General features: G+C 29.1%; 13 protein-coding genes and 1 pseudogene. All 14 read left to right on the top strand.

Annotated elements, in window-relative coordinates:
- The first annotated feature begins 486 nt into the window (after window positions 1-486).
- On the top strand, window positions 487-828 hold the full coding sequence (locus FGK85_RS00265; RefSeq protein ID WP_138202672.1) for a hypothetical protein: 342 nt from the start codon (window positions 487-489) through the stop codon (window positions 826-828).
- A 498-nt stretch (window positions 829-1,326) separates the two neighbouring features.
- A pseudogene (gene istA / locus FGK85_RS00260) lies at window positions 1,327-2,214 on the top strand (IS21 family transposase); the annotation flags it as partial.
- A 311-nt stretch (window positions 2,215-2,525) separates the two neighbouring features.
- Entirely contained in the window at window positions 2,526-2,699 is a 174-nt protein-coding gene (locus FGK85_RS00255) for a DUF2281 domain-containing protein (protein ID WP_138202670.1), read from the top strand.
- Complete coding sequence (locus FGK85_RS00250) at window positions 2,696-3,073, top strand: type II toxin-antitoxin system death-on-curing family toxin (protein WP_138202667.1); 378 nt, start codon at window positions 2,696-2,698, stop codon at window positions 3,071-3,073. Before FGK85_RS00255 ends, FGK85_RS00250 begins: the two co-directional genes overlap by 4 nt.
- A gap of 358 nt (window positions 3,074-3,431) precedes the next feature.
- A complete protein-coding gene (locus FGK85_RS00245) occupies window positions 3,432-4,250 on the top strand; it encodes an EFR1 family ferrodoxin (protein WP_138202778.1) in 819 nt (272 codons plus the stop codon).
- 226 nt (window positions 4,251-4,476) lie between these two features.
- Complete coding sequence (locus FGK85_RS00240; protein WP_138202665.1) at window positions 4,477-5,484, top strand: Wadjet anti-phage system protein JetD domain-containing protein; 1,008 nt, start codon at window positions 4,477-4,479, stop codon at window positions 5,482-5,484.
- Between the two features lie 12 nt (window positions 5,485-5,496).
- Window positions 5,497-7,122, top strand: coding sequence for a hypothetical protein (locus FGK85_RS00235; protein WP_138202663.1), 1,626 nt, complete (start codon window positions 5,497-5,499; stop codon window positions 7,120-7,122).
- Window positions 7,122-7,829, top strand: coding sequence for a DUF6063 family protein (locus FGK85_RS00230; protein WP_138202661.1), 708 nt, complete (start codon window positions 7,122-7,124; stop codon window positions 7,827-7,829). The genes FGK85_RS00235 and FGK85_RS00230 overlap by 1 nt, the downstream gene beginning before the upstream one ends.
- A complete protein-coding gene (locus FGK85_RS00225; protein WP_138202659.1) occupies window positions 7,822-12,204 on the top strand; it encodes a hypothetical protein in 4,383 nt (1,460 codons plus the stop codon). The genes FGK85_RS00230 and FGK85_RS00225 overlap by 8 nt, the downstream gene beginning before the upstream one ends.
- A gap of 124 nt (window positions 12,205-12,328) precedes the next feature.
- On the top strand, window positions 12,329-12,823 hold the full coding sequence (locus FGK85_RS00220; protein ID WP_138202657.1) for a coiled-coil domain-containing protein: 495 nt from the start codon (window positions 12,329-12,331) through the stop codon (window positions 12,821-12,823).
- Window positions 12,824-12,997: 174 nt separating this feature from the next.
- Window positions 12,998-13,843: a flagellin N-terminal helical domain-containing protein gene (locus FGK85_RS00215; RefSeq protein ID WP_138202655.1), complete on the top strand. Its 846-nt coding sequence runs from the start codon at window positions 12,998-13,000 to the stop codon at window positions 13,841-13,843.
- A 274-nt stretch (window positions 13,844-14,117) separates the two neighbouring features.
- Window positions 14,118-14,510, top strand: coding sequence for a flagellar basal body rod protein FlgB (gene flgB, locus FGK85_RS00210; protein WP_138202653.1), 393 nt, complete (start codon window positions 14,118-14,120; stop codon window positions 14,508-14,510).
- A 2-nt stretch (window positions 14,511-14,512) separates the two neighbouring features.
- Complete coding sequence (gene flgC / locus FGK85_RS00205; protein ID WP_138202651.1) at window positions 14,513-14,953, top strand: flagellar basal body rod protein FlgC; 441 nt, start codon at window positions 14,513-14,515, stop codon at window positions 14,951-14,953.
- 8 nt (window positions 14,954-14,961) lie between these two features.
- Window positions 14,962-15,258 (top strand): flagellar hook-basal body complex protein FliE, encoded by a 297-nt coding sequence (gene fliE / locus FGK85_RS00200; RefSeq protein WP_138202649.1) that lies wholly within the window; start codon window positions 14,962-14,964, stop codon window positions 15,256-15,258.
- Window positions 15,259-15,302: the final 44 nt, after the last annotated feature.

The raw sequence follows: 15,302 nt of genomic DNA, 5'->3' as shown, positions 1-15,302 counted from the left end.
GATTCCCTACAACGTAGTTCGAAAGGACAAGCGTGATAGGTTAAAAAGAATTCAGATTGGATAATCAGCAGCCGAGCTCCTGTACCGAAAGGTTGGAGAAGGTTCAACGACTAAGACGAACCAGCTAAGTAATTGAGAATTGAGGATTGAAAGTGGAGAATTAAGATGATTTTTATTCACTTTGTTCATAAAAATCTTAATTATATGCTGATGAGGTCTGTAGGGAATGAGGTTTCCCGAAGTACCCGACAACCAACTACAGAGTACAAATATCAAAGTACAGAGAACAGATGTTAGTTTTTGTATTGGTTGAAGATATAGTCTGGCAGATACTGAAAGGTATTTGATGGTACCGCAAGCTAACCAACAACCTCAAGGAGTTCTTCAATTATTAAGATAGTTGATAAATTTACAATAGTATAATAATATGGAGTCAGGGTGAAAGCTCTGGCTTCTTTTTAAATTAGAGGAAAGGAGGGATAATTTATGAGAGAGGTAGATAAAATTGTTTATATTACTAATAACAGGATTACTATTAATATAGAAAAATTTTATGACAATCTAAAATTAAGTTTAAAATACAATGGTCAAGAGGATCAATTTGGAATTTATGCAAAAGGAAGGGGGTATTTTAGAAATGCTATACTTGAAATGTTTGAATCCTTAAATAAAGGGATTTATGTTTATATCGATAATCAATATTTTGTAGGAATGGAAAGCTTCAAGGAATGGCTTTATAGTGATAATAATTTACAGCTTGGAATTATAAAACATAAAGAATTCATTGATATAGCATATGATACTATAAAGGAAAAAGGTTTATATTAACAAGAGGACTTTATGGTGACAGGTAGCAAACAAAAAAAAGTCTTCCGCTTCGCTACATCCTTTTTTTGTCACGATCCCAGGGGGCACGTCCAGCTAAGCTGGACCATACTAGCTGGTGAAAGTCCAGCAAAGGTAATCGTCAAGGAGCCTTTTAGCTAGCCGCGGTGCATATAAGAAATTATATGTGCTAAGTGTGGTGACAAAGTGTTCGGAAGAATGCGAGCAAAAGTATAGGTCGTAACATAAAGTGAATCCTGCCATATCGTTAGCAAACAAAAAAAGTCTTCCGCTCCGCTACATCCTTTTTTTGTCACGATCCCAGGGGTGTAAATTTTGCCAAATATATAATTAAAATACAAACCTCTCTGTTAGTGGTAAAATAAAATTACCCACTTAAGGGAAAGAAAATTCCCCACCTATATGGAAAAATATAAGTCCTTTGTAGTTTAATATAATTAAAATACTACAAAGGGGAAGATATATATGTTGGGGGTAGAAATGCATACAACAATAGAAACGCTTTTTAAAAAAGGATATAACAAGTCACAAATAAGCAGAATATTAGAAATAGATAGGAAAACAGTAAGAACATACTTAGAGAAAACTAAACAAAATGGAATAGCAGAAAGGAAAACATATCCAACAATATTAGATCCATATAAAGAATATATAAATATTCAAATATCAAAGGATTTAACAGCTAAAAGAATATTTCAAGATTTGCAAAGGGATTATAACTTTAGTGGAAGCTATGATACGGTAAAACGATATATAGCTAAAATTAAAACAACTCCGCCGAAGGCTTATATGGTATTAACAAGTTTACCAGGTGAAGAAGCTCAAGTAGATTTTGGATATATAGGCACAATAAAAGTTAATAATAGGCATAAAAAAGCTTGGATATTCGTTATGACACTAAGTTATTCAAGATATATGTATGTTCAAATTGTATTTGACCAATCTGTTAAAACATTTATTGAATGCCATAAAAATGGATTTAAATACTTTGGTGGTGTACCTGAAACAGTAAAGCTTGATAATTTAAAAGCTGGCATTTTAGAAGCTGATTTTTACGAACCTACGGTTCAAAAGAATTACGCTACATTTGCTGCACATTATGGCTTTTGGGCGCAGCCCTGTAGGGTTAGAACTCCTACGGATAAGGGGAAAGTGGAATCAAATGTAAACTACGTTAAGGATAATTGTTTTAAAGGAAGAGAGTTTTCTGATATTGAAGAAGCTAGAAAATTTCTATTAGATTGGCTTAAAAATACTGCAAATGTAAGGAAGCATGGTACAACTAAAAAAATACCTCAAGAAGTTTTTAATACAGTAGATAGCAAACAAAAAAAGTCTTCCGCTCCGCTACATCCTTTTTTTGTCACGACCCCAGGGGAGTAAATTTTACCAAATATATAATTAAAATACAAACCTCTCGTAGATAAAGTAAACTGAAGCTTAATCTATGGGAGGTTTTTATGCTGCTGGTATTACTTGAAAAAATACTTACTAATCCGTAGGATACTTGGTATCTGGTGTTTTTCTGAATACAATGATTTGCCTACTGATGGGGAAATAAACTCTTAAATTTCATGTACATATTGTAAGTAAATATTGTATATGTTACAGTATTATTATAGAATAAAAAACCAATAATATAAATGCTACCTTATAATACATGGAAAGGAGTGATTTTAATGTCTTTAGCAAAAAAACTTATAGAAATATCAAAGGATATGTCCGAAGATATGTTATCGGAAGTTATAGATTTTGCAGAATATCTAAAAGAAAAAAATAATAAAGAGCATAAAAAGTTAGTTGATGAATTTATAAAAGAAAATGACATAGCTCTAAAGGAGTTAGCTAAATGAAGATGATAAGCTTAGAAGTTTTAATGTATATTCATAACCAAACAATTTCAAAACATGGAGGAAAAACAGGAATTAATAACATGTCTTTAATAGAGAGTGCATTAGAAACTCCATTTTTAACCTTTGCTGGTGAAGATTTAAACAAAACTACAGAAGATAAAATAGCAGCATTAACGTATTCACTTATAAATAACCATGGATTTAAAGATGGCAATAAAAGAGTTGGAACTATAGTTATGGGTGTATTATGTAAAATGAATAAAATTAACTTAAAATTTTCTCAAACAGAATTGATTGAATTTGGACTTAATGTAGCCAATGGATCTTTTTCTAAAGATGCCATAAAACAGTGGATATTAAAACATAGTATTTAAGCATAAGATAGCAAACAGTTACTGTCTTATGCTTAAATTTTTAGCAAACAAAAAAAGTCTTCCGCTCCGCTACATCCTTTTTTTGTCAAGACTCCTGGTGAGTAAATTTTACCAAATATATAATTAAAATACAAACCTCTCATAGATAAAGTAAACTGGAGCTTAATCTATGGGAGGTTTTTATGCTGCTGATATTACTTGAGAAAATACTTACTTTAGATACGTATTATTTTTACATTATATTCTATGATATAATTTGAATTGAGGATAATATATTTTGTTATCTTAGAAAATTTATGGAAGTAGAAAATGATGTATTTGTTAGGGGGTTGCCTATTTGTCTTATAAATTAAATGCCATGTATTTTAGTGCTACAGGTACAACAGAAAAAGTTGTATGTGGCATAGCAAAGAAGCTTTGGGAAAACATAGGATTAAAAGAAGAAAAAGAACATATAAATATTATAGATTTCACATTGCTACAGGAAAGGCAAAAGACAGTAGAATTTTCAAAGGATGATATCCTTATTATAGGAGTTCCGGTTTATGCGGGAAGGGTGCCTAATGTGCTAACAAAGTATTTAAAGTCCATTATTGGTAACGGGGCATTGGCAATTTCGGTGGTGGTTTATGGAAATAGGAATTATGATGATGCATTAATAGAACTAAAAGATATACTAGAATGGGATGGGTTTAGAGTTATAGCAGGGGCTGCATTTATCGGAGAACATGCTTTTTCTAATACCTTAGCTAAAAATAGACCAGACCAAAAGGATATGGAATTGGTGAGTTATTTTGCTGATAAAATATATAATAAGGTATATAAAAAAATTATAGATGGAAATGAAATTGAAACTGTATTTGTAAAAGGGATTAAACCTTATAGAAAGTATTATATGCCAAAGGATGAAAAAGGTAATGCTATTGATATAAGAAGGGTTCAGCCCAAAACAAAGGATAGCTGTATAAATTGTAAGCTTTGTGCAAGAATTTGTCCTATGGGATCTATTGATTTTCAAGATGTGACTAGATTAAATGGCATTTGTATTAAATGCTGTGCCTGCATTAAAAAATGCCCTGTGGGGGCAAAATATTTTGACTATATAGGCTATTTAAAGCATAAACATGAGTTAGAAATTAAATTTGAATGTAGACGAGAACCAGAGATATTTTGGTGATGCTATCTGGTATATGGTGATTACTTTAAATAATTAAGGCTATAAAATAAAAATATTTATGGTAAAAGAGAATTGTAATAAAATCCAGTAATTAGGCATCTACTGCTTGATTGCTGGATTTATTTTATAAAAAATATTTTTAAATACTATACAGGAATTTTTTGCGCTTACAAAGAGTTATGATAAAATATTAATAAAGGAATGAAACAATAATTAGAGGTGTAGGATGAAAGATATAGATAGTTATAGTAAGAAAGTTATAGAATTGGATAAAATTGATGAAATATATAAAACAGAATCCTATGAAGAATTATGCAAGGTAGTAGCTGATTTAATAAAAGAGGAAAGACTTTTGCCGGTGAAGAATAGCGGTGGAAATGGTAAAAAGCCAACGCTATATAAAAAATATAGGATATTGGAGAAAAATAAAGATAATAGTGAGATTCTTGATGAAATAAATTATAAACTATCAACTAAATTCAGTATTGAATATTATAAAAATCATTTAGAAAAGTATAAGGAACATAGAGAATATATTCTTAAATTAAATGATTTTATAACTAATAAGCAGTGGTTATTAAGTAAACCCATTTCTATGAATGAAAGATCCTTTCAAATATGGGGAAGGGAGAAGTTTTTGCAAAAGGAAGGGGGAAAAACTATTTTAAAAAATTTAGGAATTGATTTAAAAGAACTAAATTATTATGATACTTCTGAACCTTTGGCATATTATTCAAAATATAAAGAAACACCACAAAAGGTTTTAATTATAGAAAATAAAGACACTTATTATACGATGAGGAGACATTTAATTAGTGGCGGAGATAATATTTTTGGAGAAAATATTGGCACTTTAATATATGGTGGAGGTAAAAATATTAATAAAGCTTTTAATGATTATAAGATATCCGTTGAAGATTATGTTTCAGATAGTAGAAATAAAATATTATACTTTGGTGATTTAGATTATGAAGGAATTATTATATATGAAGGTTTATATAAGCTGTTTAGCGAAGAATATAATATTATTCCATTTATAAGTGGATATAAAAGGATGATTGACAAGGCTAAAATTGAATCAATATGTTTACCAAAGACTAAAGAGGGTCAGAATAAAAATATTAGCCAGATATTTCTAAGAGAATTTGATGAGGAATACAGAACTAAAATAGAAGAAATATTAAAAAATGATGTATATATACCGCAGGAGATAGTTAGTATTATAGATTTATAGTTGGAGGAGAAAATGGATTTAAGTTTTTTAGATGTACAACATATAAGAATGAAAAAGATTGGGGCATACGCGTTGCTTTTTAGAAATAGTATAGCTAAGGGCACTTGGAAAAAGTATGGTTTTGAAGAAGGTTATGAACAGGATAATTTAATATTTTCAATATTGCTTTACATAATGGAACAATCTTTGAAGGAAGAAATATGTACTATTGACCATATAGCAGCCTTTATTGATGAGGTTAACAATCTTCATTTTAAAAAGGGTATAACCTATGAGGAGTGCAAGAATTTAGGGGAGTTTATAGTGAATGCCATTTTATGTGATGAAGGTAATGCAATGTATTTTAAAGCCTACAACTTTAAGGAAGGGCAATACAGGGATATTAATATAAGCTTTATTAAAAACAAAATGGAATATATTGATGGTGTAAGAAGGGTGTCATATTCATTAACAGATGATGGATACTCACTGCTGTTATCTACCTTAGAAATTGAGGAAAATTTAAAAATTACTATTCATGAAATTGTATTTAAAATGCATTTAGAAAAAGCATCTTATGATAAGGCAGTGGATGATATTAAAAATATATTTAATATGCTTAGAATAAGAGTTCAAAGCATGGAGAATGCCATAAGGAAAATAAGAGAAAACCCTCTTTCCTATTCAGCAGAAGACTATAAGTCTATGATGGAAGGAAATTTAGAAATTTTAAATAATACTAAAAAACAGTTTCTTATTCATAGAGAGATGGTAAATGAAAAGATTAATGAGTTCATTGACTATGATATACACATTAAAGAGTTAAATAAAGAGGAAGAAGAAAACCTTAATAATTTAAAGATAATAGAGAAGTATTTAAGCAGGACTATCGATGAGGATCAGAAGGTGCTGAAAAAGCATTTTGATTTGAAGGATGTTTATGGAAGGGAACTTGAGAATATCTCGAAAATGTCTTTGATTGAAAGATTTAATTTTAAGACAGAGGTTTATGATAAAATACTAGAGAGTCCAGAGAAACTAGAAGATATTGATATATTTTTTAGACCACTATTTAAAATGAAGCCCCACAAATTTTATAACATAAATAAAGCATTAGAATATCAAACGATTATTAGAAAAAATCAAGTTGAAGAGGATGAGGAACTTGCCATTGATGAGGATGAAGTAATTGAAGCTGAAAACAGGAAAAGGTTAGAAAGACTAAATAAGTATAAAGAGGTAATAGAATTACTTTTGGAGTTAGCCGTTGAAAGAAGTAAAATTTCTTTAGGGGAAATTAATTCTCTAATAAAAGAAAGTAACATATTAATGAATACTTTAATTCCAACAGTGGAAATATTTAGAGAAGTTATTATTGAAATGCTTAAAAATAGAGTTATAGATATAGATGACATAAGAGAAGAAAGAAAAAACTCTATTGAATCTGGTGAAATAGAATTTCAACTTAATAAGAGTATTTTAGAAATTATAGATGGAAATAAAAGTTTTAAAAACATAGCAAAAATAAAAGTTGAAAAGATACTGGATAGTGAGGAAGTTAAATTAGAGGGATTACTTAATGAAAATGGAGATATAAAAAACTTCATATGCTCAGATATTTCTATTGAGATTACAAAGATAGGAGGCTTGAGGTTATAATGGCATATACTACTGAAGAAATTAAGCTTAGCAATAAAATATTTTACTATTTATTAAAGCATGGTGAGCTGAAAGAAGATGTAGAAGAGCTTTACAAGAATTATTCTGAAAATGAGAATGTAACGGAGCTTGTTAAAGAGATGGGGGAGGCGTCAGAATGCTATGTTAAAAAGTATGGTGGAATAGTATATCTGATACCTAAGGAAGATAATGACTTTATAGGATATTCAAAAGGGGAGCTTAAAAAAGCATTATGTAAATCTGGAGCAAATGATAAGGATTATTATTTATCTCAATTTGTCATATTAACTCTTTTAGTTGAGTTTTATAGCTCTCAAAGTATTTCAAGCAAGTCCAGGGAGTATATTAAAGTTGGTGAATTTTTGAATATTATCACTGATAGATTAAAGGATGGAATTGAAAGAGCAGTTGATAATGCGGAAAGTGGAATTGCCTTTGAAAATATACTTGAAAGATTTGAGGCTTTAAAAAGTAGTGATAGCAAAAGTACCTCCAAGACAACAAAGGAAGGTTTTATAAATACAATTTTAGATTTCTTGGATAGTCAGGGGTTAATATATTATATTAAGGGCGACGATATGATTAAAACCACTAAAAAGCTGGATAGTTTTATGGACTGGAATCTGTTAAATAAGAATAATTACAATAGAGTATTAAAAGCTTTAGGAGAAGAGATAAATGAGTAAAATACATAAAATTAGGTTTGTTAATTTAAATTATAATTACAATACTATGAAAATAGATGATGAGAAATTTTATTTAAATGGCGAAAATACTATGCTTAACTTGAGAAACGGTGGAGGTAAATCTGTACTTGTTCAAATGGTTATGGCTCCTTTTGTTAATAGAAGATACAGAAATACAAAGGATAGAGCTTTTGAAAGTTATTTTACATCAGGAACTCCTACGTACATATTGGTTGAATGGAAGCTGGATGATGGAGCAGGTTATTTATTAACAGGTATGATGGTTAGAAAAAAAGAAGCAGCTTCCGATGAAAATTCAAAAGAAAAGCTGGACATTATAAACTTTATTCATGAATACAGAGATAAAAATGAATATGATATTGATAATATTCCTATAATTGATGAGAAAGCTGATAGGAGAGTAGTAAAGAGCTATGCTAATTCTAAAAATCTATTTGAGAATTTGAAAAAGAATAGAGAGCTTAAGTTTAATTATTATGATATGAATAACTCTGTAACTACTAAAAATTATTTTAGTAAATTAGAGGAATATAAAATTAATTATAGGGAATGGGAAACTATAATTAAGCAGATAAACTTAAAGGAGTCAGGGTTATCGGAACTTTTTACTAAGGCTAAGGACAGCAAGGGATTAGTTAAAGAATGGTTTTTACCAGCAGTGGAAAATAAGCTAAAAATTGATGAGGACAGGATTGATAATTATAGAAAATTATTAGATAGATACATTAAACAGTATAGGCAAAATAAAGCAAACATTGATAAAAAGGCAAAGCTTGAATTATTTAATGAGTTATCTAAGGGTATACATATGTGCTGCGATGAATTTATTAGTACAGCTGAAAAAAAGGAAGAGATAAAAAATTATATTGGGAATGTAATAGAATTTTTAAAGGAAAAGCTTGAAGATAAAGAAAGGGAAGAACTGGAATTAGAGGAATTAGCTAAAAGCCTTAATGACAAAATAGAAGAGCTTCGATATGAAGAAGAATCAATAAAAATATATAAAAAACAGGATGAAATTTATAATTTAGAAGACCAGATTAAAAACCAGCAGGAGCTTCTTAATGAAAGTGAAGGTAGAAAAAATAGTTTAATAAGAAAAGGGAATATATTAGAGTGTGCTAAGATACACAGGATGTATCAAAATACTTCAAAAGAGTTACAGCAGTATGAAACTGAACTGCGTATATTGAATAAAAAGAATGAAGATAGTGCACCGTATATTAATAATCTTGGTTTTACTATAAGAGGAATTCTACAAAAGGAACTATATACTGTAAAGATAGAGAAATCAGATAAGGTACAATTGAAGAAGGATTTAGTAAAGGAAAAAGAGGATATCAATGATAAACTTAATACTAATAGAAAAGAAAATTATGGCTTAACGGAGAAGAAAGGTAGCTTGTCAGCGGAGATTCTATCCTTTGGTAAATTGGAAGATAGCTTTAATAGAAATTATAGGTTAAATCTATTTAGAAATATTGAGGGGTATTTTGATGATCAGAAAGTGCTTGTTATTGATAAAGAAATTAATGATGAAATCTTTACCTTAAATAAGGAAAGAAAAAGTATTGTGGAAAAAATATTATCTGATGAAGAAAAATTAAAAAGTAAAGAAAGTGAAAGAAAAAGAAATTTCCAAAATATCTATGATGTTAAAAACAAATTGGCTAACAAAGCTTTAGAACTTGAAAAGGCTGAAGAAGAAATAAAGAAACGAAAGGATATAATTAAGTTTGTTTATTTAGAAGAAGATAAGGTTTTTGATGGTGAAAGCATAGTTAACGCTTTTGATAGAAAAATAGACTTCTTAAAGGAAGATGAAACAAAGTTAAAAAGGCAATTTGAGGGTATAGTAAGTGAAATTGAAAAGCTTAAAACTGGAAAAGTTCTAGAGCTTCCTAAGGATGTTGAAGAAAAGCTTAGACAGAAGGATATTAGTATAACTTATGGAATGGAGTGGTTGAAGAAAAATGGTTATTCCCTAGAGAAGAATAAAAAGCTTGTAGAGGATAATCCATTTATTCCCTATTCTTTAGTAATGGATGATAAGGAATTGGAAAGCCTAGAAAAAGAATGCTTAGATATTTTTACATCTTTCCCTATATCAATTATTAACAGGAAGGACCTTGAAAATGGAATTGACAATATCAATGCAGGTATTGTGAATTTAAATGGAGTTAGTTTTTTTATTTCCTTTAATAATAAGCTGCTAAATGAAAGTGAACTATTAATATTGATAGCGGCTAAAGAAAAAGAGGCAGAAGCTGTACAGTCTAAGATAGGTGAAAAGAAAGAGAATATTGCTTTCTATGAGGAAAAAAGAAATCTAGTTAAGTATTCAGAATTAACCCTTGAAGGCTATGAGGTATTAAAAAGAGAAATAAAACTACTAGGGGAAGAAGAGCAGGAATTAAGACAAATAGAAATTAATTTAGAAAAGAGTATATTAAGTCTTCAGGATGAAATAAAGAATAATAAAGAAAAAGGAAAGCTTTTAGAGAAGAATATTGAAAGCAACAGTTCTAAGGCAAAAGCTTTTAAAGAGCTTATAGAAGCTTATGAACAATATAAGAAGGATAAAATTTCTTTAGAAAGAGTTGAGGAAAGGCTAAAGATAATACAGGATGAAATAGATAAAGGAGAAAATAGAAAAAATCAGATAGAAAATGAAATAAATGAGTGTAGCATCTCAATTAATCATTATATTAATAAAGAAGAAAAAGCTTTGAAGGAGCTTTCTAACTTTAATATTTATAGATCTGGAACTAAAATTGAAAAAGATATAGAGGATTTATTATCTGAATACTATGCTTTAACTAAAGACATTACAAGTACGGAAAAAGAATTGCGAGATAAAATAAAGGTTCTTTCTGAAAAGTTTAATGAGGTTGAAAGAGAACTTAATTTAAAAGCTGATAAATATAAAGTAAGTGAAAGTGATTATATTAATGAAACTTATGATATTCATAAAGAGTTCGAAATAAAAGATGAATTGGATAAAGAAAGTAATAGCTATAAAAGTTTACTTAAGGAATATAATAAGCTTAATAGTGCTATTAATATTACAAAAAGCAAGTTGGATGATTTATATAGCTTTTTAAAAGATAAATTTGATAGAGAAGAGCCCAAAAATAAGAGTTTATTAATAGAAAAAGATTTTAAGCTGGAAATTGAAAAGTTTAAATTAATGATTCATGAAAGTAACAATAAAAAAGTTCAGGTTAATAAGTTAAAAGCTAAAATAGAAAATAATTTAACTAGCTTGAATGAATTTAATGATTTAAATGTTATAGAAAAAGTGGTTGTAGACATAGACTTAAATCAATTAGATAGTTTCATAGGAAGGCTTAAAAGGGATTTTAATAATATTAAGGATGAAGAAATTAATAAGGAAAAAAATCTTACTAATTTAGTTGTTGATATTGAAATAAAGGATGAATTTAAACATGAAAGCTTGTTTAAAGAGCCAATTCAAACACTTAAAGCCTTAAAAAGCAAGCCTAAAGAGTTTAAGAAACAATTGAATTTAATTACTAATTCCTATGAACTGATCATGGAAAAGCTATTGGCAGATATTGAGCTTATTGAAAAAGAAGAGGGCAAAATACTAGAGAGCATATTAGAGTATGTAGAAGATGTTCATGAAAATATTGAAAAGATAGATGAAAATTCATCCATTACCATTGGAACCAGAAGGCTAAAGATGCTAAGTATAAAGGTTTCTGATTGGAATGAAAATAAAGAGCTTTATAAGATCAGATTAAAGGAATATATCGAGCAGGTAAGAGGGCAAAGCATAAAGGCTTTAGAGCAGAACGAAGATATAGAAGATATTATTAGTAATAATATCAATATAAATAAGCTTTATGATGAAGTTGTTGGAATTGGATCAGTAAATATTAAGTTATACAAAATTGAAGAAGATAAGCAAAGGCAGATTACTTGGGATGAAGTTTCAAAGAACTCAGGTGGAGAAGGATTCCTATCAGCATTTGTAATATTATCAAGTCTGTTATCCTATATGAGGAAAGATGAAAGTGATATATTCAGCAGAAAAGAAAGTGGTAAGGTGCTTATAATGGATAACCCTTTTGCTCAAACAAGTTCAGCACACCTTTTAAAACCATTAATTGATATTGCTAAAAAGAGTAATACTCAGCTTATATGTTTAACAGGGCTCGGTGGAGATTCCATATACAATAGATTTGATAATATTTATGTGTTAAATCTTATACCATCTAAGCTTAAAAGTGGTGTTAAGTATTTGAGGAGTGAACATACAAAGGGAGAGGAAGAAGAAGTAATTGTAGCATCAAGATTTAAAATAGAAGAACAAATTAAATTGTTTTAGTTAGGATATCTGGTATCTGGTGGTTTAATATTTTTTAAATTAATTTTACGCATTATTTTCCACTTGAAGCAATATAAATCTAATGATAAAATATCTGTATTAATAAGTTATGGTGGTGAATTACATGAATAAAGAAATATTAAGTGCGATTAGCAATTTGTTAGATGAAAAATTAAACCCAATAAAAGAGGATATATCAGGTTTAAAAGAAGATGTATCAGGCTTAAAGAAAGATGTATCAGGTTTGAAAAAAGATGTGTCAAGTTTAAAAGAAGATGTATCAGGTTTAAAGAAAGATGTATCAGATTTAAAAGAAGATGTGTCAAGTTTAAAGAAAGATGTATCAGGTTTAAAAGAAGATGTATCAGGTTTAAAAAAAGATGTGTCAAGTTTAAAGGAAGATGTAAAATATATAAAAATTCAACAAAAGGAACATGGAAGAATTTTAAGTATACTTGAAGATAAAGCTATAACCAACAAAGCAGAACATGATAAAATGTTTAATGAAATTGCTCATCTTTCAGGAAATGTTGAAAACATGAGAAAAGATTTAGCTACAGTAGAAATAGTAACAGCTAGAAACATGGAGAATATAGCAAATCTAAAGGTTATAAAATAGGATACTAAAAGTATTAATTTTAAATAATGGCCCAAAGCTAGTTAAAGCTATTGGGCTTTTTTATATTTAATCATAATTTTTTAATCTAAATATAAATATTTTTTGAAAGCTACCGATGTATATATATAAGGATATTATTTTGTTTTAATGTAAAAGAATGAAGGGATTGATTTTATGAGGCTTATGCATAATTTAGCTTCTTTGAATATTTATAGAAATTACACTAGTACCTTGGAAAGACAAAGTGGTGCTATGAGTAGAATATCTTCGGGATATAAGATAAATGGAGCTAAGGAAGAGGCTAATGATTTAGCAAAAAGTGAAAGAATGAGAATGAGCATAAGAGGACTTGAAATAGCTTCTAGAAATGCTCAGGATGGCATTAGTATGCTGCAAACAGCAGAGGGTGGCATGGATAATATGACTTCCATACTTCAAAGGGTTAGGGAGCTAACTGTTAAATACAATAATGGTACTAACACAGATGGTGACAAGGCAATTATTCAAGGGGAAATAAAGCAGCTTCTAGAGGGATATGATGACATATGTGAAAACACAGAATTCAATGGTAAGAAACTTCTATCCGAGGAAATGACAATTGAGACAACCATTGGCGCGGAGTGTGGAGAAAATTTAAAGATAAGATTAAAAGATTTAAGAAGCGGTAGTATAAAAGATCATGATATTAAATTAGAAGATTTAAAAGAAATTAAGGAAAAGAATATAGATCCAAATAAAGCTTTACAGATGATAGATTATTCCATTGACACCCTTGTAAAAACTAGAAGTCAGTGTGGTGCGCTAGAGAACAGGCTTGGAAGTACTATGTATAGGTTAGTAGAAATAAAAGATAGGGTACAGGGGGCTGAAAGCTCCATAAGAGATGTGGACGTAGCAGAGGAAGTATTATCACTTGCTAAGGATAATGTGTTAATAGAAGCCTCTAATGCTATGATGGTTCAAAGTAATAAATTTCCACAGGATGTTTTGAAAATTTTAGAGAATGTTAGAAATAGATAAATCTTTTGCATATGCAGAAGATTTTTCTATTTTGAGTAATATAATTGTTTTTTTAATAATGCCTAACTTTTTTACATAAATATTTGAAAAGTAAATACAAAATATGCTAAAATAGTACCATGTTATTTGTTTAATAAGAAATTTAATATTATTCAAACAAAATATTATAAAATTTATATTATATATGTGAATTTTAAAATAATTTTGCATTTTAGGCAGGAAAAACTAATATAAATGTTTAATATTATAGAAATAATAGAAGGATGTGAAATTTATGCGAATAGAAAATGTAAACACTTATAATTTATTGAAGAAATCCTTGGATGCAGCATCTTTAAGAAGCAAGGTTATATCCAATAATTTAGCTAATATAAATACAAAAGGATATAAAAGAAGATATGTGACTTTTGAGGAAAACTTAAAAAATGCTGAAGATGGACTAAATATGAAGAAAACATCTGAAAAACATTTAGCTCAAGGGGGAGATTGGTTAAATATGGAGATAAAAAAAGATAACCAGACTTCCATGAGAGAAGATGGAAACAACGTGGATATTGACAGTGAAATAGTAAATCAATCAGCTAATACCTTAATGTATGATGCTCTTACTGTGGAAATTAATAATAGAATTTTAATGAGAAGAAGTGTAATAAAAGGGGGTAGGTAAATATGATAGGAGCATTTAATACAATGCGTATAAGTGCCAGTGGACTTTCAGCAGAAAGACTTAGAATGGATACTATAGCTTCTAATATGGTCAATTACCAGACAACTAGAGACAGTGAGGGGAAAATAAAGGCATATAGAAGAAAGATAGCTGTTTTTCAAGAAAACTTGTCAAATAGTATAGATAATTTAAGCAAAAACCGTGGTGAAGAGCTTTTAGGGGTTAAGTCTGTAGGGATAAAGGAGGATAATTCACCCCTTAGAAAAGTATATGATCCATCTAATCCAGATGCAAATGAACAAGGATATGTAGAGATGCCTAATGTAAATGTATTAAATGAGATGGCGGATATGATAGCCTCTTCTAGAGCTTATGAGGCTAATATTTCAGCTATAAATTCAGAAAAAAACATGTTTTCTAAGGCATTGCAAATAGGAAGGTAGGTATTTAAATGAGAATTAACGAGTTTACACCGGATATGAAAGTTTTTGAATTTTCCCAAGATAAAAAAAATAAAGAAGAAAGTGGGTTAGGTTTTGAAAAATTTCTTAAGGAAAAATTGGACAACCTAAATGAAACCCAGATAAAGGCTGAAGAAACTACAAAAAATTTTATAGCTGGGGAAGAAAAAAATATACATAATGTGATGCTTACTACATCAGAAGCAAAATTATCCTTAGATATGGCTATAGAGGTTAGAAATAAAATAGTTGAAGCATACCAAGAGTTAAATAGAATGCAGGTTTAATTGTTATTGCTTAATTAATAGCAGTGTAGTGAGTGAGGAGTACA

The sequence above is a fragment of the Haloimpatiens lingqiaonensis genome, assembly GCF_901447495.1.
Taxonomy (GTDB): Bacteria; Bacillota; Clostridia; order Clostridiales; family Clostridiaceae; genus Haloimpatiens; species Haloimpatiens lingqiaonensis.
This window is presented reverse-complemented; position numbering and strand designations above follow the sequence as displayed.

Coding starts and splice junctions, on each gene's coding strand:
- FGK85_RS00265 (WP_138202672.1), top strand. CDS start 487: ATGAGAGAGGTAGATAAAATTGTTTATATTACTAATAACAGGATTACT.
- FGK85_RS00255 (WP_138202670.1), top strand. CDS start 2,526: ATGTCTTTAGCAAAAAAACTTATAGAAATATCAAAGGATATGTCCGAA.
- FGK85_RS00250 (WP_138202667.1), top strand. CDS start 2,696: ATGAAGATGATAAGCTTAGAAGTTTTAATGTATATTCATAACCAAACA.
- FGK85_RS00245 (WP_138202778.1), top strand. CDS start 3,432: ATGTATTTTAGTGCTACAGGTACAACAGAAAAAGTTGTATGTGGCATA.
- FGK85_RS00240 (WP_138202665.1), top strand. CDS start 4,477: ATGAAAGATATAGATAGTTATAGTAAGAAAGTTATAGAATTGGATAAA.
- FGK85_RS00235 (WP_138202663.1), top strand. CDS start 5,497: ATGGATTTAAGTTTTTTAGATGTACAACATATAAGAATGAAAAAGATT.
- FGK85_RS00230 (WP_138202661.1), top strand. CDS start 7,122: ATGGCATATACTACTGAAGAAATTAAGCTTAGCAATAAAATATTTTAC.
- FGK85_RS00225 (WP_138202659.1), top strand. CDS start 7,822: ATGAGTAAAATACATAAAATTAGGTTTGTTAATTTAAATTATAATTAC.
- FGK85_RS00220 (WP_138202657.1), top strand. CDS start 12,329: ATGAATAAAGAAATATTAAGTGCGATTAGCAATTTGTTAGATGAAAAA.
- FGK85_RS00215 (WP_138202655.1), top strand. CDS start 12,998: ATGAGGCTTATGCATAATTTAGCTTCTTTGAATATTTATAGAAATTAC.
- flgB (WP_138202653.1), top strand. CDS start 14,118: ATGCGAATAGAAAATGTAAACACTTATAATTTATTGAAGAAATCCTTG.
- flgC (WP_138202651.1), top strand. CDS start 14,513: ATGATAGGAGCATTTAATACAATGCGTATAAGTGCCAGTGGACTTTCA.
- fliE (WP_138202649.1), top strand. CDS start 14,962: ATGAGAATTAACGAGTTTACACCGGATATGAAAGTTTTTGAATTTTCC.